Origin of the sequence: Bradyrhizobium niftali (genome assembly GCF_004571025.1) — a bacterium.
In the GTDB taxonomy this organism is placed as follows: domain Bacteria; phylum Pseudomonadota; class Alphaproteobacteria; order Rhizobiales; family Xanthobacteraceae; genus Bradyrhizobium; species Bradyrhizobium niftali.
The window spans coordinates 111,423-136,550 of record NZ_SPQT01000001.1 but is presented as its reverse complement, the minus strand read 5'-3'; the positions used below and the strand labels follow the sequence as shown (position 1 = coordinate 136,550).

At 64.9% G+C, this 25,128-nt stretch carries 20 protein-coding genes; 10 read left to right on the top strand and 10 right to left on the bottom strand.

What is annotated here, in order from left to right; all coding sequences use genetic code 11:
• The first annotated feature begins 85 nt into the window (after window positions 1-85).
• The 3 genes from hpaD to E4K65_RS00595 all read left to right on the top strand — a co-directional run bounded on the left by hpaD (window position 86) and on the right by E4K65_RS00595 (window position 3,766).
• Entirely contained in the window at window positions 86-1,069 is a 984-nt protein-coding gene (hpaD, locus tag E4K65_RS00605; protein WP_135172450.1) for a 3,4-dihydroxyphenylacetate 2,3-dioxygenase, read from the top strand.
• A 177-nt stretch (window positions 1,070-1,246) separates the two neighbouring features.
• On the top strand, window positions 1,247-2,116 hold the full coding sequence (locus tag E4K65_RS00600) for a fumarylacetoacetate hydrolase family protein (protein ID WP_135172449.1): 870 nt from the start codon (window positions 1,247-1,249) through the stop codon (window positions 2,114-2,116).
• A gap of 24 nt (window positions 2,117-2,140) precedes the next feature.
• Window positions 2,141-3,766 (top strand): thiamine pyrophosphate-dependent enzyme, encoded by a 1,626-nt coding sequence (locus E4K65_RS00595; RefSeq protein ID WP_135172448.1) that lies wholly within the window; start codon window positions 2,141-2,143, stop codon window positions 3,764-3,766.
• Window positions 3,767-3,888: 122 nt separating this feature from the next.
• On the opposite strand, the gene alkB is transcribed toward E4K65_RS00595, so the two are convergent.
• The 4 genes from alkB to E4K65_RS00575 form a co-directional block, all read right to left on the bottom strand.
• Window positions 3,889-4,542 (bottom strand): DNA oxidative demethylase AlkB, encoded by a 654-nt coding sequence (gene alkB / locus E4K65_RS00590; RefSeq protein ID WP_135172447.1) that lies wholly within the window; start codon window positions 4,540-4,542, stop codon window positions 3,889-3,891.
• Window positions 4,543-4,551: 9 nt separating this feature from the next.
• The gene (locus E4K65_RS00585) at window positions 4,552-5,301 is read right to left on the bottom strand and encodes a 2OG-Fe(II) oxygenase (RefSeq protein WP_135172446.1); all 750 of its coding nucleotides are present in this window, start codon (window positions 5,299-5,301) and stop codon (window positions 4,552-4,554) included.
• A gap of 282 nt (window positions 5,302-5,583) precedes the next feature.
• Window positions 5,584-6,270, bottom strand: coding sequence for a DUF2848 domain-containing protein (locus tag E4K65_RS00580; protein ID WP_135172445.1), 687 nt, complete (start codon window positions 6,268-6,270; stop codon window positions 5,584-5,586).
• Window positions 6,263-7,612: an amidase gene (locus E4K65_RS00575; RefSeq protein WP_135172444.1), complete on the bottom strand. Its 1,350-nt coding sequence runs from the start codon at window positions 7,610-7,612 to the stop codon at window positions 6,263-6,265. Before E4K65_RS00575 ends, E4K65_RS00580 begins: the two co-directional genes overlap by 8 nt.
• Before the next feature lie 179 nt (window positions 7,613-7,791).
• On the opposite strand from E4K65_RS00575, the gene E4K65_RS00570 reads away from it, so the two are divergent.
• The 4 genes from E4K65_RS00570 to E4K65_RS00555 all read left to right on the top strand — a co-directional run bounded on the left by E4K65_RS00570 (window position 7,792) and on the right by E4K65_RS00555 (window position 11,618).
• Window positions 7,792-8,205 carry a Zn-ribbon domain-containing OB-fold protein gene (locus tag E4K65_RS00570; protein WP_028172362.1) on the top strand — a complete coding sequence of 138 codons (414 nt, stop codon included), beginning with the start codon at window positions 7,792-7,794 and terminating at the stop codon, window positions 8,203-8,205.
• Window positions 8,206-8,208: 3 nt separating this feature from the next.
• A complete protein-coding gene (locus tag E4K65_RS00565) occupies window positions 8,209-9,315 on the top strand; it encodes a thiolase C-terminal domain-containing protein (protein WP_135172443.1) in 1,107 nt (368 codons plus the stop codon).
• Window positions 9,316-9,422: 107 nt separating this feature from the next.
• Window positions 9,423-10,337: an SDR family oxidoreductase gene (locus E4K65_RS00560; RefSeq protein ID WP_011085741.1), complete on the top strand. Its 915-nt coding sequence runs from the start codon at window positions 9,423-9,425 to the stop codon at window positions 10,335-10,337.
• A gap of 114 nt (window positions 10,338-10,451) precedes the next feature.
• Entirely contained in the window at window positions 10,452-11,618 is a 1,167-nt protein-coding gene (locus tag E4K65_RS00555) for an SMP-30/gluconolactonase/LRE family protein (RefSeq protein WP_135172442.1), read from the top strand.
• 71 nt (window positions 11,619-11,689) lie between these two features.
• On the opposite strand, the gene ppc is transcribed toward E4K65_RS00555, so the two are convergent.
• The 5 genes from ppc to E4K65_RS00530 all read right to left on the bottom strand — a co-directional run bounded on the left by ppc (window position 11,690) and on the right by E4K65_RS00530 (window position 19,807).
• Complete coding sequence (ppc, locus tag E4K65_RS00550) at window positions 11,690-14,488, bottom strand: phosphoenolpyruvate carboxylase (protein ID WP_135172441.1); 2,799 nt, start codon at window positions 14,486-14,488, stop codon at window positions 11,690-11,692.
• A 1,406-nt stretch (window positions 14,489-15,894) separates the two neighbouring features.
• Window positions 15,895-16,299 (bottom strand): YccF domain-containing protein, encoded by a 405-nt coding sequence (locus tag E4K65_RS00545; protein WP_135172440.1) that lies wholly within the window; start codon window positions 16,297-16,299, stop codon window positions 15,895-15,897.
• A gap of 88 nt (window positions 16,300-16,387) precedes the next feature.
• Window positions 16,388-17,197, bottom strand: a complete 810-nt coding sequence (locus E4K65_RS00540; RefSeq protein WP_135172439.1) for an enoyl-CoA hydratase/isomerase family protein — start codon at window positions 17,195-17,197, stop codon at window positions 16,388-16,390.
• Between the two features lie 97 nt (window positions 17,198-17,294).
• Window positions 17,295-18,839 (bottom strand): acyl-CoA synthetase, encoded by a 1,545-nt coding sequence (locus tag E4K65_RS00535; protein WP_135172438.1) that lies wholly within the window; start codon window positions 18,837-18,839, stop codon window positions 17,295-17,297.
• A 158-nt stretch (window positions 18,840-18,997) separates the two neighbouring features.
• Window positions 18,998-19,807, bottom strand: a complete 810-nt coding sequence (locus tag E4K65_RS00530) for a crotonase/enoyl-CoA hydratase family protein (protein ID WP_135172437.1) — start codon at window positions 19,805-19,807, stop codon at window positions 18,998-19,000.
• 105 nt (window positions 19,808-19,912) lie between these two features.
• Here E4K65_RS00530 and E4K65_RS00525 point away from each other — a divergent pair, with 105 nt between their 5' ends.
• Both E4K65_RS00525 and E4K65_RS00520 read left to right on the top strand, forming a co-directional pair.
• Entirely contained in the window at window positions 19,913-20,785 is an 873-nt protein-coding gene (locus E4K65_RS00525) for an SDR family oxidoreductase (RefSeq protein WP_135172436.1), read from the top strand.
• 259 nt (window positions 20,786-21,044) lie between these two features.
• The gene (locus E4K65_RS00520) at window positions 21,045-22,622 is read left to right on the top strand and encodes a fatty acid--CoA ligase (protein ID WP_135172435.1); all 1,578 of its coding nucleotides are present in this window, start codon (window positions 21,045-21,047) and stop codon (window positions 22,620-22,622) included.
• A 164-nt stretch (window positions 22,623-22,786) separates the two neighbouring features.
• Here the strand turns inward: E4K65_RS00520 and E4K65_RS00515 are convergent, their stop codons facing one another.
• Window positions 22,787-24,061 carry an acyl-CoA dehydrogenase family protein gene (locus E4K65_RS00515; RefSeq protein WP_135172434.1) on the bottom strand — a complete coding sequence of 425 codons (1,275 nt, stop codon included), beginning with the start codon at window positions 24,059-24,061 and terminating at the stop codon, window positions 22,787-22,789.
• 210 nt (window positions 24,062-24,271) lie between these two features.
• On the opposite strand from E4K65_RS00515, the gene E4K65_RS00510 reads away from it, so the two are divergent.
• The gene (locus tag E4K65_RS00510) at window positions 24,272-25,051 is read left to right on the top strand and encodes an enoyl-CoA hydratase-related protein (RefSeq protein ID WP_135172433.1); all 780 of its coding nucleotides are present in this window, start codon (window positions 24,272-24,274) and stop codon (window positions 25,049-25,051) included.
• The last annotated feature ends 77 nt before the right edge of the window (window positions 25,052-25,128 follow it).

Below are 25,128 nucleotides of genomic sequence, written 5' to 3'. Positions count from 1 at the left end.
ATCCATAACCACCAGTCCGGAGTATGGATCCCGGGCCTGGCCCTTCGGGCCATCCCGGGATGACGAGCCGAGAGGGGAAACGCCAATGCCGGTACCGCAACACGTCTTCGAGCCGCCCTTCAACATCATCCGTTCGAGCCACGTCGTGCTCGACGTGACCGATCTGAAGCTCAGCCGCGCGTTCTACGAGACCACCGTCGGCCTGCATGTCGAGGATGCCGACGACAAGGTCGTGTATTTGCGCGCCGCCGAGGAGCACCAGCATCACTCGCTGGTGCTGCGGAAGGCGGCTGCGCCCGCCTGCGCCCGGCTTGGCTTCAAGGTCGGCAACGACAAGGACCTCGACAAGGCCGCCGCGTTCCTCTCCGAGAACGGCCTCGCCTACGCCTTCGTCGATCAGCCCTTCCAGGGCCGCACGCTGCAATTCACCGATCCCTTCGGCTTCCAGATCGAGCTCTATGCGTCGATGGACCGCCGGCCGCATCTGCTTCGCCGCTACGACCTCTACCGGGGCTGCCACCCGCAGCGGCTCGATCATTTCAACGTCTTCGCCGCCGAGGTGCAGGACACCGTCGATTTCTACGCGCGGCTCGGCTTCCGCCTCACCGAATACGCCGAGGAGGATGGGCCGAACGGGCGCATTGCTGCCGCCTGGATGCATCGCAAGGGCAACGTCCACGACTTCGCCATCACCAATGGCAAGGGCCCTCGCCTGCACCACTTCGCCTACTGGACGCCGACGGCGGTGAACATCATCCATCTCTGCGACGTGATGGCCTCCCAAGGTTTCGTGAAGAACATCGAACGCGGCCCCGGACGCCATGGCATCTCGAATGCGTTCTTCCTCTATGTCCGCGACCCTGATGGACACCGCCTCGAGCTCTACACCAGCGACTATTTCACCGGGGATCACGACCACGAGCCGCTGCGCTGGTCGCTGCGCGATCCGCGCCGCCAGACGCTTTGGGGCGCACCGGCCCCGCGCTCCTGGTTCGAGCAGGGCTCGCCCTTCACGGGCCAGACCGTGCGCGAGCCGAAATTCGTTGCCGACGTGCTGGTGGCGGATTGATGTTAGCGAGTTTCGAAATCTCTCTCTCCCGGTCGTCCCGGCGAAAGCCGGGACCCATAACCACAGGGAATGGTTTGGCGAAGACTGGTCGTTCGGGATTGTCATCGCGCGCTATTGATAAATCACGCGGTATGGGTCCCGGCCTTCGCCGGGACGACAGGGAATGAAGAGTTGCCTATGAAGCTCCCTCGCCTCGCCACCTACTCCGTCAAAGGTGAAACCCGCTACGGCGCCGTCGTGGACGGCGGCGTCGTCGATCTCTCCGCGCGCCACGCCAAGGATTATCCGACGCTGCGCGAGGTGATCGCAGCCGGCAAGCTCGTGAACCTCGCCGAGGAAGCTGCGGGCCGCACGCCGGATCATGCGATCGGTGACATCACCTTCCTGCCGCCGGTGCCGGCGCCGGAAAAGATCATCTGCATCGGCGTCAACTATCCCGACCGCAACGCCGAGTACAAGGACGGCCAGGACCCGCCGAAATATCCGAGCATGTTCATGCGCTCGCCCCGCTCGTTCGTGGGCCATGATACGCCGCTGGTGCGCCCGCGTGCCTCCGCGCAGCTCGATTATGAAGGCGAGATCGTGCTGGTCATCGGCAAGGCCGGCCGGCACATTCCGGAAAGCACCGCGCTCGACCACATCGCCGCTCTCACGCTCTGCAACGAAGGCTCGGTACGCGACTGGCTGCGCCACGCCAAGTTCAACGTCACGCAGGGCAAGAATTTCGATTCCAGCGGCAGCCTCGGCCCGTGGCTGGTGCCCTACACGCAGGAATCCCAGATCGCCGACATCAGGCTCTCCACGCACGTCAACGGCGAGCTCAGGCAGGACGACCGTACCAGCCGGCTGATGTTTCCGTTCCGCTACCTCATCAGCTACATCTCGACCTTCGCAACGCTCGTTCCCGGCGACGTCATCGTCACGGGCACGCCGACCGGCGCCGGCGCGCGATTCGATCCGCCGCGCTATCTGAAGCCGGGCGATGTCGTCGAGGTCGAAGCCGAAGGCATCGGCCGCTTGCGTAACGGCGTCGTCGACGAAGCCTGACAACGAAACGAATGGAATGATGCAATGACCACCCTCACCGGCGGCGAAGCGATCGTAAGCGGCCTTGTCGCCCATGGCGTCGACACCGTGTTCGGCCTGCCCGGCGCGCAAATCTACGGCCTGTTCGACGCCTTCCATCAGGCGCAGCTCAAGGTGATCGGCGCGCGGCACGAGCAGGCCTGCGGCTACATGGCGTTCGGCTATGCGCGCGCCAGCGGCAGACCCGGCGTGTTCAGCGTGGTGCCCGGCCCCGGCGTGCTCAACGCCAGCGCGGCGCTGCTCACCGCCTACGGCTGCAACGAGCCGGTGCTCTGCGTCACCGGCCAGGTGCCAACGCAGTTTTTGGGCAAAGGCCGCGGCCATCTGCACGAGATGCCGGACCAGCTCGCGACCCTGCGCACTTATGTGAAATGGGCGGACCGGATCGAAACGCCGGGCAACGCGCCGACCACCGTGGCGCGCGCCTTCCAGGAGATGACCTCCGGGCGGCGCGGCCCTGTCTCGGTCGAGATGCCCTGGGATATCTTCACCCAGCGCGCCGACATCGCGGCCGCCCAGGTGCTGGAGCCGCTGCCCGCGCCGCTGCCTGATCCCGATCTGATCAGGCAGGCGGCCGCGTTGATCAAGACCAGCAAGGCGCCGATGATCTTCGTCGGGAGCGGCGCGATCGAGGCGGGCGTCGAGATCCTCGAGCTTGCCGAGATGATCGATGCGCCCGTGGTTGCCTTCCGCAGCGGGCGCGGCATCGTCTCGAATGCGCATGAACTCGGCCTGACCATGGCCGCCGCCTACAAGCTGTGGCCGAACACCGATCTCATGATCGGCATCGGCTCGCGGCTGGAATTGCCGACCATGTCGCGCTGGCCCTATCGCCCCGACGGGTTGAAGAGCATCCGCATCGACATCGATCCGGTCGAGATGCGGCGCTTCATCTCGGACACCGCCATCGTCGCCGATGCCAAGGCCGCGACCGCCGATCTCGCCGCCGCCGTCAGCAGGGCCGGTTACAGCAAGACCGCCGGCCGCCGCGCCGCGATCCGCGACGCCACCGCGACCGCGCAAGCCGAAATCCAGCGCATCCAGCCGCAGATGGCGTATCTGAACATCCTGCGCGAGGTGCTGCCGGCGAACGCGATCGTAACCGATGAATTGTCGCAGGTCGGCTTCGCCTCCTGGTACGGCTTTCCGATCTACGAACCGCGCACCTTCATCACGTCAGGTTATCAGGGCACGCTCGGCTCGGGCTTCCCGACCGCGCTCGGCGCCAAGGTCGCCAATCCCGACAAGCCGGTGGTGGCGATCACCGGCGACGGCGGCTTCATGTTCGGCGTGCAGGAGCTTGCCACCGCCGTGCAGTTCAACATCGGCGTGGTGACGCTGGTGTTCAACAACAACGCCTATGGCAATGTCCGCCGCGACCAGCGCGAACGCTTCGACGGCCGCGTGGTCGCGTCCGACCTCGTCAATCCGGATTTCGTCAAGCTCGCGGAGTCCTTCGGCGTCGCGGCCGCGCGCGTCACCGCGCCGGATCAGTTCAAGGCGGCGATGGAGAAGGCGCTCGCCCATGGCGGGCCGTATCTGATCTCGGTCGAGGTGACGCGGGACTCCGAAATCAGCCCGTGGGCGTTCATCCACCCGCCGAAGCCTTAGTGAGCCTCATGGTGAGGAGGCGCGAAGCGCCGTCTCGAACCATGAAAGGCCCGAATCTCGCAGCTCGGCCTTCATCCTTCGAGACGCGCGCAAGGGCGCGCTCCTCAGGAAGAGGCGATGGATCACTGCGTCCGGCGAAACGTCAGATTGATGCGCTGCCGTCCGAGCAGCGGATGCTCGCCGTCGGCGAGCGGCGCGACGCCGTGATAGGCGAGCCGGTTAGGGCCGCCCCAGACCACGACGTCACCATGGACGAGCCGGAAGCGGCGCGGCTTGTCGCTGCGCGCCATGCCGCCAAACAGGAAGTTCGCGGGCAGCCCCAGCGAGACCGAGACGATCGGCGCCGCATAGTCCAGCTCGTCCTTGTCCTGATGCAGCGACAGCCGCGTGCCGGGTGTGTAGCGATTGACGAGGCAGGCATCGGGCGCAAAGCCGGTGAACCCGCCCTGCTCCGCCGCGCGCAGGGCCAGGTCGCGGAGCACCGGCGGCATCGCGGGCCATGGCGCGCCGGTTCGCGGATCGATCGGATCGTAGCGATAGCCGGTGTGATCGGTGATCCAGCCCCGCGCGCCGCAATTGGTCATCGCCACCGACATCAGATGACCGCCGGGCGTGGTCATCCGCCGGAACGGCGACTGTGCAACGATCGCACGCACCGCGGCAATCAACTCGCTCTCGATCGGCCTGACGAATGCGCGCAGCAGCACGGCACCATCGGCGATCTCTTCACGCCAGGGCTGCGCGTCCGCGACGCTATCAAACAAATCCGCCGTCAATTCCTGCGCTCATTTGGCATCATGAAAGATCACACCCAGCGTATGGCGTTGGCCGGATCGGATGCGGCTAACGCCGTGGCGGAGGTTAACGCGATACGTGCCGCGCGTCCCCTGCACCGGGCGGTGATGCACAGCAAAGGCGACCGCGTCGCCCTGCGCCAGCGGCACCACCTCGGCGCGGGACTGCATGCGCGGGCGCTGCTCGGTCAGCACGAACTCGCCGCCGGTGAAGTCACGTCCGGGCTCGGACAAGAGGATCGCGACCTGGATCGGGAACACGTGCTCGCCATAGAGGTCCTGGTGCAGGCAGTTGTAGTCACCGGTCTCGTATTGCAGCAGCAGCGGCGTCGGGCGCGCCTGTCCCGCCTCGTGGCAGCGCTTCAGGAACGCCGCATGCGCGGCAGGGTAGTGGATGTCGATCCCCATCGCCTCATTCCAGCGATTGGCGACGCCTTGCAGATGCGCGTAGAGCACCGGGCGCAGCTGCGCGATCAGGTCGGGCAGCGGGTAGGAGAAATATTTGTACTCGCCGCGGCCAAAACCGTGGCGGCCCATGACGATGCGGCTGCGGAAGTTTGCGTCGTCGGGATAGAGCGCGGCGACGGCGCGGCATTCGTCCGGCGTCAACAGGCCGTTCAGGACGGCGCAGCCCTGGGAGTCGAGCTCGGAGGTGATTTGAGGCCAGTCGAGGGCATCGACGTGGGCAGCAATGTCAGTCGTCTCATCGAGGCTGGCGGGAACACGTTTCGCGATTGGCATCGGGGCCATCCTATCCACTTCCGTCATTCCGGGGCGCGCCCTCTTGGGCGCGAGCCCGGAATCCATCGGGCCGCACAAACCGCGGATGAATGGATTCCGGGCTCGCGACTTCGTCGCGCCCCGGAATGACGGAGGTTGGTGTCGCAGATCGCGGCCGCGACAACCACCCGATTTCCGACGACCGGTCCCCGTCATTGCGAGGAGCCCTTGCGACGAAGCAATCCAGACTGGTTCCCGCGGAGAGACTCTGGATTGCTTCGCTCGCAATGACGGTGGAGAGAGCTAGCCCAGCACCGGCAACGTCACCACGTCATACCCGTGCCTGATCGTCCGCTTCAGCACCGGGTCCTCCAGCTCGAACTCGAACCGGTCGGCCGGGCGGATGCCGCCCTTGGCGGCGAAGGTGCCGCCGAACATGGCGCAGCCGTCGGGAAATGTCTTGCCATCGAAACCGCGCGCGATCAGGTCGGTGACCGGCAGCATCGCGTCCAGCGTGCCCTCCTGGTAGAGCACGCGCTCGCCCTTGATCCAGGCGTAGGAGCGCAGGATCATCCTGTCCCAGTGGCCGATGACGTCCTCGAGCTCCCACAGCGTCGAGGCGATCGGCTTGTCGCACATCTGCTTGGACACCGTGACGTTGTAGGCCTCGACCTTGCGGTCGGTGTGGTCGGAGCCGCAGCCGACGAAGACGCGGCCCTGCCAGCCGATCAGCACGAACTCGACCTCGCCGCTGGAATCGCCGCCGCAGCACTCGATGCGGTCTTCCAGGGTCAGCCGCCGTGCCGAGGCGCGATAGTAGATCGGGGTCGAGGCCGGCGGGGCGATGCCCATCTCTTGCAGCTCGGCGATGTGCTTGTCGCGCGCGACGGGATCGCGGCCGGTCCAGCCGGCGATGACCATCTGGTCGATCGCCAGCGTCAGCGGCGTGGTGGTGTCCTGGGCATCGACGGTGAAAGTCAGGTCAAACACGAATTACGGCCTCCATGCCGGCAGCAAGCTCGAAGATACGGCGGTCCGATCCGCCCGCACCCGCCAGCATCAGGCCGACGGGAACGTCGCCCTCGCGATGCGCAGGGAGAGAGATGGCGCAGCCGTCGATCATGTTGATCAGGGTGCAATTGCGCAGCGCGCGCAGGTTCTGGGTGGTGAATGCCTTGTCGTCGGCGAGATCGGCGATCTTCGGCGGCGTGTTGGCGGTGGTCGGCAGCACCAAGGCGTCATAGGGCGCGATGCGAGCATTGACGCGGGCGATCAGCGAGCGGCGCTCGTTGAGGAGATCGATGTAGTCGGCCGCACTCTGTGCCTCGCCGCGCATGATGCGCACGTAGACCCGGGGATCGTAAACGTCGCCCTTGGCCGTGATGAGATAGCGGTGCCAGGCGTAGCTCTCGGACGCGGCAAAACCACCCTTGGCGTTCATCGGTCCGATGTCGTGGAATTCCGCCATCTCGATGCGCTCGATGCTTGCGCCATGGTCGGCGAGGCTCTTGAGCGCGCGCTCGAAGGTCTCGGCCACTGCCGCATCGAGATCGTCGAGCGCGATGGTGGTGGGCACCGCCAGCCGCATGCCCTGGATCGGCCGCGGCTTCAGCGCGACGATCGGCTCGTTGGCGAGCACGGCATCGAGTATGGCACAGCAACTGACCGATCGCGCCAGCGGCCCGATGCTGTCGAGCGAGAACGACAGCGGCACCGCGCCGTCGAGCGGCACGCGCCGCTGCGTCGGCTTGTAGCCGACGATGCCGTTGAAGGCGGCGGGAATCCGGCAGGAGCCGCCGGTATCGGTGCCGAGCGCGCCGTGCGCCATGCCGTCGAGCACGGACACCGCCGCGCCCGAGGACGAGCCGCCGGGCACGTGGCCCTCGGCCCGGTTCCAGGCCCCCTTCGGCGTGCCGTAATGCGGATTGATGCCGATGCCGGAATAGGCGAATTCGGTCATGTTGGTCCGCCCGATCAGGACGAAGCCAGCCTTGCGCAGCCGCTCGACCGTCGCGGCGTCGTGCTCCGCCGGATCGGAGTCGTCGAGCGCACGCGAGCCGGCGCGCGTCGTCTGTCCCCTGATATCGAAGAGATCCTTGATCGAGATCGGGATACCGGCATAGCGCGACGGCGCGGCCTTGACCTTGCGCAAGCCGTCCATCGCGTCCGCGGTCGCGAGCGCCGCATCCTTGTCGACGTGGATGAACGTGCGCTGGCCCTCGCCGGCGGGGTCGGCGATCCTGGCGATGCAGGCCTCGACCAGCCTGCGGGAGGTGGTGCGGCCGCTTTCGAGGTCGTCGGCGAGCTTCGCAAGTGTCGGAAAATCGGGCATGTCTGTCTCACGGAATATCTGCGCGCGCAATCTATAGCGCTGCCTCAGTTCGACACAAGCATTGTGCGCATGATGGCATGCATGCGCATTGCTGGACCGTTGACGCGCCATGGTCGATTGTCGCATCAAGATCGAAACAGGCAGGCACAAAGGCCTGCTGCCCGGGAGGACCCGCCGACATGGCCGAACCGCAGCGCGCGCGACCAAAACCGACGCCGGAAACCCAGCATTTCTGGGACGGCACGAAAGCGGGCGAACTGCGTCTGCAACGCTGCGACGCCTGCGCGCACGTCTACTTCCCGCCGCGCCCGTTCTGCCCGTCCTGCGCCTCGCGCAAGGTCAGCATCTTCAAGGCGAGCGGCAAGGGTTTCCTCTACAGCTACGTGATCAACCACCGTCCCGCCGCGCCCGGCTTCACGCCGCCTTATGCGATCGCCGTGGTCGAGCTTGCCGAGGGACCGCGGATGATGAGCAACATCATCGACTGCCCGCAGACCCCGGAGGCGCTCGAGCTCGACATGAAGCTCGAGGTCGCCTTCCAGGAGCTCGACGACAAGATCACCCTTCCCGTCTTCCGTCCGGCGAAGGGGTAAGCCATGCGCAGCAACCAGGTTGCAGTCGTCGGCGCGGCCGAGACCACCGAACTCGGCGTCGTCCCCAACGCCTCGCAGCTCCAGCTTCACGCGGACGCGGCGCTCAACGCCATTGCGGACGCCGGGCTGAAGCTCTCCGACATCGACGGCTTTGCCACCGCGGTCGAAACGCCGCAGCAGGTCTGCCACTATCTCGGCATCAAGCCGACCTGGGTGGACGGCACCTCGGTCGGCGGCTGCTCCTTCATGCTGCATGTTCGTCATGCCGCCGCGGCGATCGAGGCCGGCCTGTGCAAGACCGTGCTGATCACGCATGCGGAAAGTGGCAAGTCGATGATCGGCAAGCTGCCGCGCTCGACGCCGGCGGACAGCCTCAACGGCCAGTTCGAGGCGCCCTATGGCGTCTACGGCCCGCCCAGCATGTTCCCGATCCCCGTGCTGCGCTTCATGAAAACCTACGGCATCACCCACGAGCAGCTTGCTTCGGTCGCCGTGGTGCAGCGAGAATGGGCGGCGAGGAATCCGCGCGCGATGATGAAGGACCCGATCACGGTCGCTGATGTCCTCAATTCGCGCATGATCGCCTATCCGTTCCGGCTTCTGCAGTGCTGCCTCGTCACCGACGGCGGCGGCGCCCTGATCCTGACCTCGGCCGACCGCGCCAGGGATTTTCCGCGCAAGCCCGTCTACATCATGGGCACCGGCGAGAGCGTGGAAACGCCGATGGTCAGCCAGATGGAGACCTTCAACTCCTCGCGCGCGTTCAAGACCGCCGGCCCCCTTGCCTTCAAGGAAGCCGGCATCGCGCACAAGGACGTCGACCATCTCATGATCTACGACGCGTTCGCGCATCTGCCGCTGTTCGGCCTCGGCGACCTCGGCTTCATGCCGCATGAGGAGACCGGAAAGTTCATCGCCGACGGCAACACGCGGCCCGGGGCTAAGCTGCCGCTCAACACCAATGGCGGCGGTCTCTCCTACCAGGAGAGCGTACGCCAGATGCGCGGCATCGCGCCGGCGCAGGTGCCGAACGCGAAGATTTCGGTGTGCCATGGTGTCGGCGGCATGTTCGCAGCATCAGGCACGATCGTGTTTACGAACGAACGCTAACCACCTTCGTCATTCCGGGATGGTGCGAAGCACCAGACCCGGAATCTCGAGATTCCGGGTTCGCGCTTTGCGCGCCCCGGAATGACGAGGGGCAACAGGAGAGTCCAATGACAAAATCACTGCAAGACAAGGTCATCATCGTCACCGGCGCAGGCCGCGGCATCGGGCGGGAGATCGCGCTGCTGTGCGCGGCGGAAGGCGCCAAGGTCGTCGTCAACGATCCCGGCGTCGCCGCCGACGGTGCCGGTTCGAGCGCTTCTCCCGCCGAGGAGGTGGTCGAGGAGATCAAGAAGCGCGGCGGCGCGGCGGTTGCCAATTTCGAGTCGGTGGCGGAAGCGATCCCCGCCAGCAAGATCGTGAAGACCGCGACCGATCATTTCGGCCGGCTCGATGGCGTCGTCAACAATGCCGGCATCTTGCGCGACATGATCTTCCACAAGATGAGCGTGGAGGCCTTCGAGGCCGTCATCAAGGTGCATTTGATGGGCTCGTTCTACGTCAGCCACGCCGCGGCGCGGATTTTCCGCGAGCAGGAGTCTGGCTCCTTCGTGCACTTCACCTCGACCTCGGGCCTGATCGGCAACTTTGGCCAGGCCAACTACGCCGCCGCCAAGCTCGGCATCGTCGGCCTGTCGAAGTCGATCGCGCTCGACATGGGCCGCTTCAACGTCCGCTCCAACTGCGTCTCGCCGTTCGCCTGGACCCGCATGATCGGCACCATCCCGACCGAGACCGAAGCCGAGAAGGCGCGCGTCGAGAAGATCAAGCAGATGGGACCGGAGAAGATCGCGCCGGTCTGCGCCTATCTGCTGTCCGATGCCGCCAAGGACGTCAGCGGGCAGATTTTTGGCGCGCGCATGAACGAGCTGTTCCTGTTCAGCCAGAACCGCCCGCTGCGCTCGGTGCACCGGAGCGAAGGCTGGACGCCGCAATCGATCGCCGAACATGGCATGCCGGCGCTGAAGGGCTCGTTCTACAAGCTCGACCGCTCCGCCGACATCTTCCCCTGGGATCCCGTGTAATCGAATTCCCGGTCATTGTTGCGCTGCGATCTCCGGTTGTCCGGCCGGAGATCGCCCGCATTACGCCCGATTGCGGGCGAATGGTTTCCTTCCACAAAAAAACGGGAGGCGACTATGACAAAATCAATGACCATTTCTACCGGTACTGATGAGCCCTGCCTCGGGCGCCGCACCCTCTTGAAGGGCGCGGCAGCGGCGGTAGCCGCGACCGGCGTTACCATGAACGCAACTCTGGCAGCCTCCGTCGCACCATTGGGCCAGACCGGCACTCCGACGATATCGACAGCCCCATTGCCCTTGGGACCACTTCCCGGCAGCCGCTACCCAGACTCCCGTCTGGAATCCGCCAAGAAGGGGCCGCCAACGTTCGGGCCTGCCGACTTCCCGGCCTTCGCCGGCACCATGGCGGTCGAGCGTGTTGCAACCGGCTTCCGGTGGGCCGAAGGTCCCGTGTATTTTGCAGCTGGACGATATCTGCTGTTCAGCGACATCCCCAACAATCGCATCATGCGATTCTCGGAGGATGACGGTCATACCAGCGTCTACCGTCAACCCTCGATGAACTCGAACGGCAACACGATCGATCGCGAAGGACGCCTGATCACGTGCGAGCATAGCGGGCGGCGTGTGACGCGCACCGAACTCGACGGCTCGATCACCATCATTGCCGACAAATTCAATGGCAAGCGATTGAACTCGCCGAACGATGCGGTCGTCACCGCCGATGGCGCGATCTGGTTCTCCGATCCGGCCTACGGCATCGGCGGCTTCTACGAGGGCGTCAAGGCGGACCCCGAGCAGGAGAAAAAGAACGTCTACCGCGTCGACCCGAAGACCGGCGACATCAAGGTCGTCGTCGACGACTTCGTGGAGCCCAATGGACTCGCCATCTCACCCGACGAAAAGAAGCTCTATATCTGCGACACCGGATTCACGGACGGACCAGACAACCCATCCCATATCCGCGTATTCGACCTCGATGTGGCGGCGGGGAAGGTGTCGAACAGCAAAGTCTTCGCAGAAATGCCGAAGCCGAGCATTACCGACGGCGTCCGCTGTGACACCGAGGGACGGGTCTGGTGTTCGGTGGGCTGGGGCGATCCGAACGAAGACGGCGTGCGCTGCTATACGGCCAACGGCCAACTGCTTGGCAAAATTCACATCCCGGAAACCGTCGCCAACCTGAGCTTCGGCGGGCAGCAGCGAAACAGACTTTATATCTGTGGCTCGTCGTCACTCTATGCCGTTTACACCAGTGTACAAGGCGCAATGAAGCCCTGATAGCTGCGGCCTCACGGCCGGGCTTGCCCCGGCCAACCACGTTAGCAACGAGGCGAGAAGACGCCGCGTTGCTAACCCGTATTCCGCAAGCCCGCCGAGATACCGTTGATGGTCAGCTGAATCCCGCGCAGCACCTGCTCGTCCGGGTTCTGCGCGCGGTGCTCTTTCAGCAGCTCGACCTGCACGTGATTGAGCGGATCGAGATAGGGAAAGCGGTGGCGCACGGAGCGTTCGAGCAGCGGGTTGCCTTGCAAGAGCCGGTCCTGGCCCATGATGTCCAGCAGCGTCTCGATACAGGAATGCCATTCGCGGCGGATGCGGCCGAAGATCTTTTCGCGCAAGGCTTCATCCGGCACCAGCTCGGCATAGCGCGAGGCGATCGCGATCGAGCTCTTGGCGAGCACCATGTCCATGTTCGACAAGAGCATGCGGAAGAACGGCCATTCCTTGTAGAGCTCCTTGAGGAACGGCATACCCTTGTCGGGATGCTCGGCGATCCATTGCTCGACCGCGCTGCCAAAGCCGTACCAGCCCGGCAGCATCAGGCGGCATTGCGCCCAGGAGAACACCCAGGGAATGGCGCGAAGGTCCTCGATCGCGCGGGTCTTCTTGCGCGAGGCCGGGCGGCTGCCGATGTTGAGCGTCGCGATCTCGTTGATGACGGTCGAGGCCCAGAAATAATCGACGAAACCATCGGTCTCGTAGACGAGGCCGCGATAGGCCTTGAAGGCGAGACTTGAGAGCTCGTCCATCGCGGTCAGGTATTCGCGGCGCGGCGCGCTCTGGCGCGGATGCAAGAGGCTCGCCTCCAGCGTCGCGGCGGCAAGGATCTCCAGATTGTTGCGCCCGACTTCGGCGTTGGAATATTTCGACGAGATGATCTCGCCCTGCTCGGTGATGCGGATCTGGCCGTTCACCGCGCCGCCGGGCTGCGCGATGATGGCGTCGTAGCTCGGCCCGCCGCCGCGGCCGACCGAGCCGCCGCGGCCGTGGAACAGGCGCAGGCGCACGCCATGGCGCTCGAACACGTCGACGAGGTTGATCTCGGCCTTGTAGAGCTCCCAGCCCGAAGTGACGAAGCCGCCATCCTTGTTGCTGTCGGAGTAGCCGAGCATGACCTCCTGCACGCTGCCGCGGCTGTCGACGAGGCGGCGGTAATCGTGCAGCGACAGCATGCGATCCATGATGCTGCTTGACGCCTGCAAATCCTCGATGGTCTCGAACAGCGGCACGACGTTGATCGCGCTGCGCCCGGAGGGATGGACCAGGCCCACCTCTTTCAGCAGCACCGCGACCTCGAGCATGTCGGACATGCCCTTGCACATCGAGATGATGCATTGGGGGATCGCGTCCGAGCCGAACTTCGCATGCGCCTCCGCGGCGGCATGGAATACGTTGAGCTCGCCCATGGTCTCGTCGCTGTACTTGACGAACGGGGACACCAGCGCGCGCGTCGAGCGCAGTTCGTTGGTGAGCAGCGAGATGCGCGCGTCCTCGCCGAGCGCAAGATAGGACATGCCGGGATTGGCGGCGTCCATCAGCTCGGCGATGGTGCGTTCATGCACGGCCGAGTTCTGGCGGATGTCGAGCCGCGCCAGATGGAAGCCGAAGCAGTCCACCGCGCGGCGCAGCAGCCGCAACCGGCCGCGGGCGATGACGCGGGCGTTGTTGGAGATCAGCGAGCGGTGCAGCACGTCGAGATCGGCTTGCAGCTCCCTGACGCTCTCGTACGGCGCGCCCTTGCCGACCGGCCGGCGCGTGATCTCGACCTCGAGCTTTTCCGCCGTTGCGGTCAGCCGGGCATAGATGCCGGAGACCGCGAGGCGATACGGCTCGCCGCTCCGGTGCGGCGAGGTGTCCGGCGAGCGCTCCGCCAGCGTGCGCAGCTCCTCGGAGACGTCGGCGAGATGGGCCGCGATCGACAGCTCGGCGCCGAGCACGTGCAGCTCGTTCAGATAGAACTGCATCACCCGGCTCGACTGCAGCCGCAGCGTGCCGCGCATCACGTCGGCGGTGACGAAGGGATTGCCGTCGCGGTCGCCGCCGATCCAGCTGCCCATGCGCAGGAACGAGGCGAGCTCGCTGGCCGCCTGCTCGCCGCCCTCCTCCAGCCGGTCCTCCAGCACGTTGACCAGCCGCGGCACCTCGCGCAGGAAGGTATAGTCGTAGAAGGACAGGCCGTTGGCGACCTCGTCGAGCACGGTGAGCTTGGTCCGGCGCAAGAGATTGGTCTGCCACAGCGTCAGCACCTCGCGGCGGAGCTGCTCGTCGCTGGCGGCGGCCTCGTCAGCGGTCAGCGCGACGCGCTCGCGGCGGTCGAGCAAGGCCGCGACCTCCATCTCGCGATCCATGGTGCTCTTGCGGCGGACCTCGGTCGGATGCGCGGTCAGGACCGGGCTGACGAGTGCGGTCTTGAAGAAGTTGCGCAAGGCATCGGCACCGATGCCCGCGGCCTTGGCATGGGCCAGCGTGTCCGCCAGCACGCCCGAGCCGCCATTTTTGGCTGCGGTACGGGCGCGCATCTGGCGGATGTTGTTCTGGTCCTCGGCGATGTTGGCGAGGTGGGAGAAATAGCTGAAGGCACGGACGATCCGCACCGTCTCGGAGGTCGACATGCTGTCGAGGATCTGCTCGAGCTCGCGGCGGGCGAGCCGGTCCTCGTCGCGGTGGAACCGGATCGAGGTCTGGCGGATGCGCTCGACCAGGTCGAACAAGTCGGCGCCCTCCTGGTCGCGCACCGTGTCGCCCAGGATGCGCCCGAGCAGGCGAATGTCGTCCCGCAGCCGGGCGTCCGCCTCCAGCGCCTGGACGTCCTCCGGGCGATTGGGGCGTTGATCGGCGGCGTCGGATGGTAATGTCTGGAGGGACATGGCTCGCTCCCCTGGTTCGAGCTCGCTTGACTGCCCGGCTCAGCCGAGTGTGCAAGTTTTTTGCCGCAGCGCAAGGTGAAGTTGGGGGCGGCGCGGCAACATCAGCGATCGTGGGCTGGACTACGCCTTGCTGACGGGCGCACACGCACGTCCGCGCTCTCGCGGCGCAGGCGCCCGAGCTTTTGGTGTCCGTTTCGCCCTCGTCGAGAAGAAAGGGCGCAGGGAAGGCCGGGCGCCGGCTGGCACCCAGGGTCCGCACGCGGGAAACGCACGCGGGGTGACCACAGGTGATGCCGGGACATCCCGGCCTTCCCTGCGCAATGGTTTTACGGCTTATGGCGCGCTCTCCCCGGGGAGCGATGCACTATTGCCCCCGTCGCCTTGCGGCTGACCGATGCGCCACCCGGTCGGGCAGCTCACACCACCGCAAGCCTTGACGCACAGACCCCGGGCGTCAGGACCACACGCTTTTGCCGTCCGCGGACGTCCCTCCCCGGACATCCGGAAGCTCGCGCGTGCTCGCCCCCGAAGCCGAAGTGAGACGCAGTGACCGCGCCGTGTCGATCCGCGGATCGCAATGGCTCACAGGCGTAGCCCGCCCTGCCATCCGTCACGCGCCGGCGCTGCCGCGTCCATCGCATCCCGGCTCACGTATCGTGACGATCGCGAAACGCCCCTTTGGCGGGCTGGGATGGCTTGCGGTTTAACCGAAGTTATGAATTCGGTCAATCAGAATATCTGCGGACCTATGCCTTGACCTGCATGTGGCGTGTTTTGCCTGTCGGACAACGCGAGGAATTGTGTGCGCAAGGCGCGTGAGCGCGAGTCAGCTCTGGCACTGTGAGGGGCGATGAAGCCGATATTCGTGCAAGTCGCCCCCAGGCCGATTGCGGAGCTTGCAGCCAGCGGTAGCGTGGGCAATACTTCGAGCAATTCCTCTGCACACTTTTACGGTTCGATGACAGACTTCATGGGCATAGTGCTTGCTTGTCTTCGAGACGCCGGTCACGATCCAATTGTCATCAATGAGTTGACCGACGCACTTCAGGGGATCGCAAGGGAGCGCCCTGATCTCGTCGAACGCTATAGTAAGGCCCTCGCATCGCGCAGAGCCGGAGAAATCGAACGTCTCTGGTCAGAGTGCGTTCTTACTTTGAGCGCTTGGGGCAACATTCGGATCAATGGGGTCACGGGCCGACTTCACGTTGGACATGGCAGCCGATCATATCCGTTGTTTCCGCGTGCTTTCCAAATTTGGCCGCCCCAGGGTGTGAGATGAACTGAAGGGACGCTGAAAGCGCAGCACGCGCAGGATCGGTTGAGCCCTTGCGAAACCCATCATGCTTCGTCATCGCCGGACGGCTTGATGGGTTTCGCTGGCGCTCTACCCATCCTGCGAGTTCGCCCTAAGCCGGCACGATCACCTTGCCGATCGGCCAGAGCGCGATGCCCGCGAGCTTCAAATGAGCCCAGGCGAAGGGAATGCCGATGATGGTGATCGCGAGGACCAGCGCGGTCACGAGGTGGCCGAGCGCCAGCCACCAGCCGGCCAGCACGAACCAGATGATGTTGCCGATCACCCCGAGCGGGCCGGTGCCGATATCGCTCATGCCAGTGACTTCGTAGCGGCTGACCGCCTTCGAGCCGAACGGCAGCAGCGTATAGACGGCGATGTTGAACGCCGCCCGCGCCCAGGGCAGGCCGATGATGGTGACGGCCATGATGACCGCCGCGACCAGCCAGCCGAACGCCATCCAGGCGCCGCCGATGAGGATCCAGAGGATGTTGAGGAGAATGGAAACGGGGGTCATGGGATGATCCGGAGGTCAGTGACCCCGTCTATATAGGATCGAAATCTGTCCGTGCTAAGACGCCCCGATACGCGCAAACAGGATGCGCCTACCGCCCCTCGAATTTCGGCTCGCGCTTCTCCATGAAGGCCTTCATGCCCTCGGCCATGTCCTGCGTCTTAAATAGCGGCAGGAGCTGAAGATAGACGTGGTGGACGTGGTCGGAGAAGTTTTCGTTGAGGCCCATCCGCATCATGCGCTTGGAGGCCTGCACCGCGAGCGGCGCATTGGCGGCGATTTCGCGGGCAATCGCAGTGGCGCGGTTCATCAAGTCGGCGTCCGGCACGACCTCATTGGCAAGGCCCCATTCCAGGCACTCGCGTGCGCTCAGCGTGCGGCCGGTGAAAATCAGCTCGGAGGCCTTGGCCCAACCGAGCATGCGCGGCAACAGCCAGGTGCCGCCGGACTCCGGCACCACGCCGCGCTTGACGAAGGCGGCCGCGAGTTTTGCGGATTCCGCCATGATGCGGATGTCGCAGCCGAGCGCGGTGTCCATGCCGTAGCCGGCGGCGCCGCCGTTGACGGCGCAGATGGTCGGCTTGTCCATCGCCTGCAAGACCGTCGGCGGCGTGTTGCGCAGGTTGATCGTGGTCGGAGAGGACGCCGCGCTGAGGCCATTGCCGTCGCGCTCCTTGCGCAGGTCGAGACCCGCGCAGAATGCCCGCCCCTTGCCGGTGAGGATCACGACACGGACGTTCTTGTCCTCATTGGCCTCGGTTAGCAGCCGCGCCAGATCGTTCAGCATCGGCCCGGAGATCGTATTCATGCGCTCCGGCGCATTCAACGTGATGGTCGCGATATGGTCGGCGACCTCGTAGAGGACTTCTTGTGTCTTGTCTGCGCCTGCTGCGTCGCTCATGGAAGTCCCCACTTTGTAGCCCGGATGAGCGAAGCGACATCCGGGACTTTACTCTCACCTTCCCGGGTATCGCTTCGCTCACCCGGGCTATGAACTGTCAGATCTTGCGGCCCGCCTGCTCCCAATAGGGATCGCGCAGGCGGCGCTTGAAGATCTTGCCGGAGTCTTCGCGCGGCAGCCCGGTCCGGATCTCGATGTGCTTGGGCACCTTGTAGTCGGCGAGCGAGGTCTTCAGTCGCGCGCGGACATCGGCGGCATCGAGCGTGACGCCGGCCTGCGGCTCGACCACCGCCATCAATGCCTCGCCGAACTCCGCGTCGGGGATGCCGAACACGGCGCAATCATGCACGCCGGGCACGGCGTGCAGCACGGATTCAATCTCGGCCGGATAGATGTTGACGCCGCCCGAGATCACCATGTCGCGCTTGCGATCGCAGATGAAGACGTAGCCGTCTTCGTCGATGTAGCCGACGTCGCCGGAGGTGATGAAGCCGTCGCGGTCGATCTCGGCGCGCTTCTCCGGCTTGTTGTGGTAGGTGAAATCGGCAAGTTCAGCCATGCGGGAATAGATCTCGCCGATCTCGCCCACGCCCAGCGCGCGGCCGTCCTCACTGAGGAAGCGCAACTCGGCACCGGGGGAAATCTTGCCGACGGTGCCGGGCTTCTTCAGCGCGTCCTCGGAGGTCGCAAAGGTGACGGCGCTGGATTCGGTCGAGCCGTAGAATTCGTAGATCACCGGCCCCCACCACTCGATCATGGCGCGCTTGACATCGGCCGGGCAAGGCGCTGCGGCGTGGATGATATGGCGCAGCGAGGAGACGTCGTACTTCTTGCGCACCGCCTCCGGCAGCTTCATCAGGCGGATGAACATGGTCGGCACCATGAAGATGGTGTCGATCTTGTAGCGCTCGATCAGCTCCAGAAACTCTTCCGCCTCGAAGCGCGGCATCAGCACCAGCGCGCCGCCGAGCTTGCCGGCGCGGATGCCGAACGAGTTCGGCGCGGAGTGATAAAGCGGGCCCGGCAAGATCGCGCGGGCGCCGGGCTTCAGACCGTAGATCATCGCGCGCATGCGCTCGCCGGCAGCCGCTTGCTCCGGCGTCGGCGCATTGCGCCGTACGCCCTTGGGGTGGCCGGTCGTGCCTGACGTGTAGATCATGTTCATCGGCTGCGGCACGATTGGGCCGTCATAAGGCTGATGCTGCGCGAGCCATGTCTCGAATTCGATCGCGAAATTCGGCGGCGCGAGAATATCCGGATCGATCTTGTAACTGGACAGGATCTCCGGCGGCGTCGGCACGCTGAGCACGGTGACACCCTTGGGAATCGCATCGCGCAGGGCGTGCAGCATGTCGGCATGACCAATCAGGACGGACGTGCCGGTATCGCCAAGGATGTAGTTGATCTCCTCCGGCTTGAAGTGCCAGTTGATCGGCACGCCATAGGCCCCGAGCCGCATCGCGGCGTAAGCGGCCTCGAGGAAGGCAATGTCGTTGCGCATCAGCATGCAGACGCAATCGCCTTGGCGGACGCCGATCTTGCTGAGGCCACTCGCGATGCGGTCGGCACGGTCAGCGACTGCGGCGTGGGCACGGCGGCGCTCGCCGGAGACGATGCCGAGGAATTGGGACGTTTCGCTCATTGTTGTTTTCCGATCTTTCGTCGGTTCAAAACTGTAGCCACACCCGCGGTCGTCATTCCGGGATGCGCCGAAGGCGCAGGCCCGGAATCCATACTCCCGATCGTGGTTCTGGATTCCGGGCTCGATGCTACGCATCGCCCCGGAATGACGGGGAGTTACTAATCCACATATTTCGGCGCGCGCTTTTCCAGATTGGCGCGCACCGCCTCGGTCTGGTTCGCGCTGCCGATCAGCTTCTGCTGCTCGACCGACTCGGCAAGCAGCGCCGGGCCCGGATCGACCGAGAGATTGTTGAGCAGACGCTTGGCGGCACGGATCGCATCGGGGCTCTTGCCGGCGATCTCGCGCGCGACGTCGAGCGCTGCGGCGCGAGGATCATCGCAGATGCGCGTGGCGAGGCCATAGGTCATCGCCTCCTGCGCGGAGAAGATACGGCCGGTGTAGGTGAGATCGCGCAGGATGTCGTCGCGCACGAGACTGGCCAGGATCGGCGTGCCCGCCATATCAGGGACGAGGCCCCATTTGATCTCCATCACCGACATCCGCGCATCGAGCGAGAGAAAGCGCATGTCGGCGCCGAGCGAGAGCTGGAAGCCGCCACCGAAGGCGACGCCGTGCACGGCCGCAATCACCGGCACCGGAAGCTGACGCCATCCCCATACCGCCTGTTGCGGGAAGTTCGCCTGGCCGTGCGTGCGCTTGGTGAGATCGCGATTTTCGCCACCCGGAATTCCGTTGCCGCCCTTCTCCTTCATGGCGGCAAAACGCCCCATGTCGAGGCCGGCGCAGAAGGCCCGGCCTTCGCCCGAGAGCACGACGACACGCACGCTTTTGTCCTTCGAAAGCCGGTCCGTTGCGGCAACAAGGGCCTCGAACATGGCCTGATCGAGCGCGTTCATCTTGTCCGCGCGCACCAGGCGCACGTCGGCGACGCCTTCCGAGATCGAGATCGAGACGCGCTCTTCCATGGATGAATTCTCCCCTGTTCTTGTTCAGTGCCGCTTTACAGGAAGCCTGCGGCCGGATTTAGTCAATCGACCAATTAACTGACAATCCGTACGGGAGAAACAGCCATGTTCAAGGAAAATCTTCTGGCCGGCAGGAACATCCTTGTCACCGGTGGTGGCACCGGGCTCGGCAAGTCGATGGCGGCGCGCTTCCTCCAGCTCGGCGCCGAAGTGCACATCTGCGGCCGGCGCAAGATCGTGTGCGACGAGACCGCGACCGAGCTGATGGATCTCCATGGCGGACGCGTCACCAGCCACGGCGTCGACATCCGCAACGCGCTCGCGGTCGAGGAGATGATCGAAAACATCTTTCGCGAAGCGCCCCTCACCGACCTCATCAACAACGCCGCCGGCAATTTCATCTCGCGCACCGAGGAGCTGTCGCCGCGCGGGTTCGACGCCGTCGCCAACATCGTCATGCACGGCACGTTCTACGTGACGCATGCGGTCGGCAAGCGCTGGATCGCCTTGAAGCAGCCGGGCAACGTCGTCTCGATCACCACGACCTGGGTGCGCAACGGCTCGCCCTATGTGGTGCCGTCGGCGATGAGCAAGTCGGCGATCCACGCCATGACGATGTCGCTTGCGACCGAATGGGGCCGCTACGGCATCCGCCTCAACACCATCGCGCCCGGCGAGATCCCGACCGAGGGCATGAGCAAGCGGATCAAGCCGGGCGACGAGGCCGGCGCGCGCACCAAGGCGATGAACCCGATGGGCCGTGTCGGCACCATGGAGGAATTGCAGAACGTCGCCGTGTTCCTGATCTCCGGCGGCTGCGACTGGATCTCCGGCGAGACCATCGCCATGGATGGCGCCCAGGCGCTCGCCATGGGCGGCAACTTCTACCAGCTCCGCGACTGGAGCGACGACGACTGGAAAACCGCGCGCGAGAGCATCATGGCGCAGAACGAGAAGGATCGGGCGAAGCGGGGGTAGATTCTCTGTAACGAGAGACTTGAGACGTCGCTTCACATTCCGGTGTCGTCCCGGCGCAGGCCGGGACCCATAGCCACCGAATTTGGTTTGGCGAAGATTGGTCATGATCGGTCTTCGCCAAATTGCGTTCAGTGGTTATGGGTCCCGGCCTGCGCCGAGACGACGTCGTTGAGAGAGCGGTGTCCCCTCTCCCGTATTGTCTTTGCCCGCGGATGACGCCACACTCCGCGGCATAAGAACAAGACGTCACGGGAGGAACATGTCCACACAGCCATTGGCGAATCTCGCCGACATGGTGCGCGAGCGCGCGGCGAGCCGCGGCAACGCCACCGCCTATGAGTTCGAGGGCCGCGTCACCAGCTTTGCCGAATTCGACGTGAAGACCAACAAGGTCGCCAACGCGCTTCTAGCGATGGGCGTGAAGAAGGGCGAGCGCATCGCCTATCTCGGCAAGAACAGCGACCTCTATTTCGAGCTGCTGATGGGCGCGATGAAGGCCGGTGTGGTGATGGCGCCAGTGAACTGGCGCCTAGCCGGGCCCGAAGTCGCCTTCATCGTTGGCGACTGCAAGGCGCCGGTGCTGTTCGTGGGACCGGAGTTCCTCACAATGGTCTCGCAGATCAAGGACCAGCTGCCCGGCGTGCGCACCATCATCACCACCGAAGGCGGCGCGCCGGAATGGCGGGATTTTACGGCCTGGCGGGATGCGCAAAGCGGCGACGATCCGAAGGTACCGATCGACACGAAGGACATCGCGATCCAGCTCTATACCTCAGGCACAACGGGCAAGCCGAAGGGTGCGATGCTGTCGCATGCGAACTTCCTCAACCTCGTGCAGACCGGGAATGCCGAAGACAAGCCGGAGTGGAACCGGTGGTCGACCGACGACGTGTCGCTGGTCGCGATGCCGATCTTCCACATCGGCGGCTCCGGCTGGGGCGTGATGGGCCTTTATCACGGCGCCCGCGGCGTGATCGCGCGCGAGTTCGATCCGACCAAGGTGCTGGATTTCTTCGAGCAGTCCGGCATCACAAAGCTGTTCATGGTGCCGGCGGCGATGCAGTTCGTGGTGCGGCAGCCGCGCGCGAAGACAGTCGATTTCTCCAGGCTGAAATACATGCTGTACGGCGCCTCGCCGATTCCCGCGGCGCTGCTGAAGGAGTGCATCGAGGTCTTCAAATGCGGCTTCGTGCAGATGTACGGCATGACCGAGACGACAGGCACCATCGTCGCGCTGCCGCCGGAGGATCACGTCGAAGGGCTCGAGCGGATGCGCTCGGCCGGCAAGGCGCTTCCCGGTGTCGAGATCGCCATCCTGGATGCGGACGGCAAGCCGCTGCCGCCGCGCCAGGTCGGCGAGATCGCAACGCGCTCGGGCTCCAACATGGCCGGCTACTGGAATTTGCCGGAAGCAACCGCATCGACGCTGCGCGGCGACGGCTGGCTGCGCACCGGCGATGCCGGCTACATGGACGAGGATGGCTACCTCTACATCCACGACCGCATCAAGGACATGATCATCTCCGGCGGCGAGAACATCTATCCGGCCGAAGTGGAGAGCGCGCTGTGCGATCACCCCGACGTCGCGGAAGCCGCCGTGATCGGCGTGCCCGACGACAAATGGGGCGAGGCGGTGAAGGCGGTGGTGGTCATGAAGCCCGGCAAGCAGGCGAGCGCCACCGACATCATCAACTTTACCCGCGAACGCATCGCCGGGTTCAAGACGCCGAAAAGCGTGGAGTTCCTGCCGGCGCTGCCGCGCAATCCCTCAGGCAAGATCCTGCGGCGGCAGCTGCGCGAGCCGGACTGGGCGGGGAAGGATAGAAGGGTGAATTAGGCCTGGCCATATCCACATTGTCGTCCCGGCGAAGGCCGGGACCCATATCCACCGAATTAGGTTTGGCGATGACTCGGAGTTGCCATCTTGCGCAACGACTTCTCCCTGGGGTTATGGGTCCCGGCCTTCGCCGGGACGACTCGGGGAGAGAGCGCCGCGGGAAGCTAATGCTTCCCCGGCCCCATATATCCGAACAGGAACCCCGCCACCTTGCGCATCTGGATCTCCTCGCTGCCTTCCGTAATGCGGTAGCGTCGATGGTGGCGGTAGATGTGCTCGAACGGCTTGTGGCGTGAGTAGCCCATGCCGCCGTGGACCTGCATGGCGCGGTCGGCGGATTCGCAGCAGAGGCGGTTTGCCCAGTAGTTGCACATCGAGACGCGGTCGGAGAGCGTGCGCTCGATCTGCTCCTCGGTGAGCTGATCCATCTCCCAGGCGGTCTTGCGGATCAACAGGCGCAACATCTCGGCCTGCGTCGCGAGCTCCACCAGCGGGAACTGGATCGCCTGGTTCTCAGCGAGCGCCCTGCCGAACGGCTTGCGCTCGCGCGCATATCTGACGCTTTCGTTGATGCAGTAGACGGCGGCACCGAGCGAGCTGGCGGCCTGGCGGATCCGGTTCTGGTGCACGAAGCATTGCGCCAGCGACAGGCCGCGGCCGACCTCGCCGAACAACGCATCCTCAGGCACGAACACATCGGTGAAGCTGACGCGGGGATGATCGGTCGGCATGTTGAAGGTCCACATGTACTCCTCGACCTTGACGCCGTGGCTCTTGGCCGGGACGAGGAAGCAGGTGATCCCGCGCGCATCGCCGTCATTGCCCGAGGTGCGCGCGAACAGCGCGCAGTGGGTGGCGACATGCATGCCGGTCGTCCACATCTTCTCGCCGTTGATGATCCAGCCCTTGACGTTGTCGCGGGTCGCCGGCACCGCCCGCGTCTCCATGTGGGTCGCGTCGGAGCCATGATGCGGCTCGGTGAGTCCAAAGGTGATGCGGTACTTGCCCTTGATCGAGCCGTCGATCATCGCTTTCTGGTCATCGCGGCCGTAGCGGTCGAGCATGGTGACAACAGGGAAATTGCCGACGATGGAATGCTCGTTCTGAAGGTCGTTGTGCAGCCCGAGGCCCTTGGCGGCAAAATGCTCACGGATCACCGCCATCCAGAGGTTGGAGCCGTCCTTGCCGCCATACTGCTTCGGTACTGGAAAGCGCAGGTGACCGGCGGCGTCCGCGAGATCCTTGGCCTTGCGCAGCAGCGCCTCCCACTCGTGGCGCGGCAGGCCGCCATTCTCGAAATCGGTGCGCGCCCATTCGCGGCGATGATCGAAGAAGCGGATGTTGTCGTCGGCTTGTTCGAGCGGCTTGATCTCGCGTTCGATGAAACGATCGAGCTCTCCGAGATAGGCGACGAGATCTGTTGGCAATGAGAAATCCACGGTTCTCTCCCGGATGATTTTTTCGTTTTGCGTTAAGGCGCTAACCGCGCTTTGCTTCGTACGATTAAGGTGAGAAGAGCACGCGCGTGTCAAGCAAGCCGAGACGTGCCAGCCACGCAAGGCGTGCCCGCGCAATTCGATGGTGCTCCAGCGCTTGCGCGCGCTAGTATGCCGGCAATATTCCTTCAGGAGAAAATGCGGGAGCGAGCGATGGAGCTGAAGTTTTCCAAGGTGGAGCGCAAGGGACCGATCACGATCGTCACGCTGTCGCGGCCCGAGGTCTACAACGCGCTGCACACCGACGCGCATTTCGAGCTCCAGAAGGTGTTTGACGATTTCTCGGCGGATGCCGAGCAATGGGTCGCGATCGTCACCGGCGCCGGCGACAAGGCGTTCTGCGCCGGCAACGACCTGAAGTGGCAGGCGGCCGGCGGCAAGCGCGGCTGGGACAAGGGCGGCTTTGCCGGCCTCACCGCACGCTTCGACTGCGACAAGCCGATCATTGCCGCGGTGAATGGTGTCGCGATGGGCGGCGGCTTCGAGATCGCGCTCGCCTGCGACCTGATCATCGCCTCGGAAAACGCCACCTTCGCCCTGCCCGAGCCGCGCGTTGGGCTCGCCGCGCTCGCCGGCGGCCTGCACCGGCTGCCGCGGCAGATCGGGCTGAAGCGCGCCATGGGCTTGATCCTGACCGCGCGCCATGTCAGCGCCAAGGAAGGGCTCGAGCTCGGCTTCGTCAATGAGGTGGTGCCGCAGGGCGAGGCACTGACGGCCGCGCTGCGCTGGGCGGAGATGATCACCAAGAACTCGCCGATGTCGATCCGGGCCTCGAAGCAGACCATCCAGAAGGGCCTCGCCGTCTCGCTGGAGCAGGCAATCGAGGAGCAGCGGGAATATCCGGCGGTGAAGGCAATGGTGGCCTCGCAGGACTACATCGAGGGCCCGAAGGCGTTTTCGGAGAAGCGGCCGCCGAAATGGGTGGGGAAGTAGGGGCTTTCTCGCCGCCGTCATTCCGGGGCGCGCCACTTGGCGCGAGCCCGGAATCCATCGAGCGGCAGAGATTGCGG

What these genes read in the sequence shown, in the direction of transcription:
- hpaD (WP_135172450.1), top strand. Translation starts at nt 86, where the DNA reads ATGCCGGTACCGCAACACGTCTTCGAGCCGCCCTTCAACATCATCCGT.
- E4K65_RS00600 (WP_135172449.1), top strand. Translation starts at nt 1,247, where the DNA reads ATGAAGCTCCCTCGCCTCGCCACCTACTCCGTCAAAGGTGAAACCCGC.
- E4K65_RS00595 (WP_135172448.1), top strand. Translation starts at nt 2,141, where the DNA reads ATGACCACCCTCACCGGCGGCGAAGCGATCGTAAGCGGCCTTGTCGCC.
- E4K65_RS00585 (WP_135172446.1), bottom strand. Translation starts at nt 5,301, where the DNA reads ATGCCAATCGCGAAACGTGTTCCCGCCAGCCTCGATGAGACGACTGAC.
- E4K65_RS00575 (WP_135172444.1), bottom strand. Translation starts at nt 7,612, where the DNA reads ATGCCCGATTTTCCGACACTTGCGAAGCTCGCCGACGACCTCGAAAGC.
- E4K65_RS00570 (WP_028172362.1), top strand. Translation starts at nt 7,792, where the DNA reads ATGGCCGAACCGCAGCGCGCGCGACCAAAACCGACGCCGGAAACCCAG.
- E4K65_RS00565 (WP_135172443.1), top strand. Translation starts at nt 8,209, where the DNA reads ATGCGCAGCAACCAGGTTGCAGTCGTCGGCGCGGCCGAGACCACCGAA.
- E4K65_RS00560 (WP_011085741.1), top strand. Translation starts at nt 9,423, where the DNA reads ATGACAAAATCACTGCAAGACAAGGTCATCATCGTCACCGGCGCAGGC.
- E4K65_RS00555 (WP_135172442.1), top strand. Translation starts at nt 10,452, where the DNA reads ATGACAAAATCAATGACCATTTCTACCGGTACTGATGAGCCCTGCCTC.
- ppc (WP_135172441.1), bottom strand. Translation starts at nt 14,488, where the DNA reads ATGTCCCTCCAGACATTACCATCCGACGCCGCCGATCAACGCCCCAAT.
- E4K65_RS00545 (WP_135172440.1), bottom strand. Translation starts at nt 16,299, where the DNA reads ATGACCCCCGTTTCCATTCTCCTCAACATCCTCTGGATCCTCATCGGC.
- E4K65_RS00540 (WP_135172439.1), bottom strand. Translation starts at nt 17,197, where the DNA reads ATGAGCGACGCAGCAGGCGCAGACAAGACACAAGAAGTCCTCTACGAG.
- E4K65_RS00535 (WP_135172438.1), bottom strand. Translation starts at nt 18,839, where the DNA reads ATGAGCGAAACGTCCCAATTCCTCGGCATCGTCTCCGGCGAGCGCCGC.
- E4K65_RS00530 (WP_135172437.1), bottom strand. Translation starts at nt 19,807, where the DNA reads ATGGAAGAGCGCGTCTCGATCTCGATCTCGGAAGGCGTCGCCGACGTG.
- E4K65_RS00525 (WP_135172436.1), top strand. Translation starts at nt 19,913, where the DNA reads ATGTTCAAGGAAAATCTTCTGGCCGGCAGGAACATCCTTGTCACCGGT.
- E4K65_RS00520 (WP_135172435.1), top strand. Translation starts at nt 21,045, where the DNA reads ATGTCCACACAGCCATTGGCGAATCTCGCCGACATGGTGCGCGAGCGC.
- E4K65_RS00510 (WP_135172433.1), top strand. Translation starts at nt 24,272, where the DNA reads ATGGAGCTGAAGTTTTCCAAGGTGGAGCGCAAGGGACCGATCACGATC.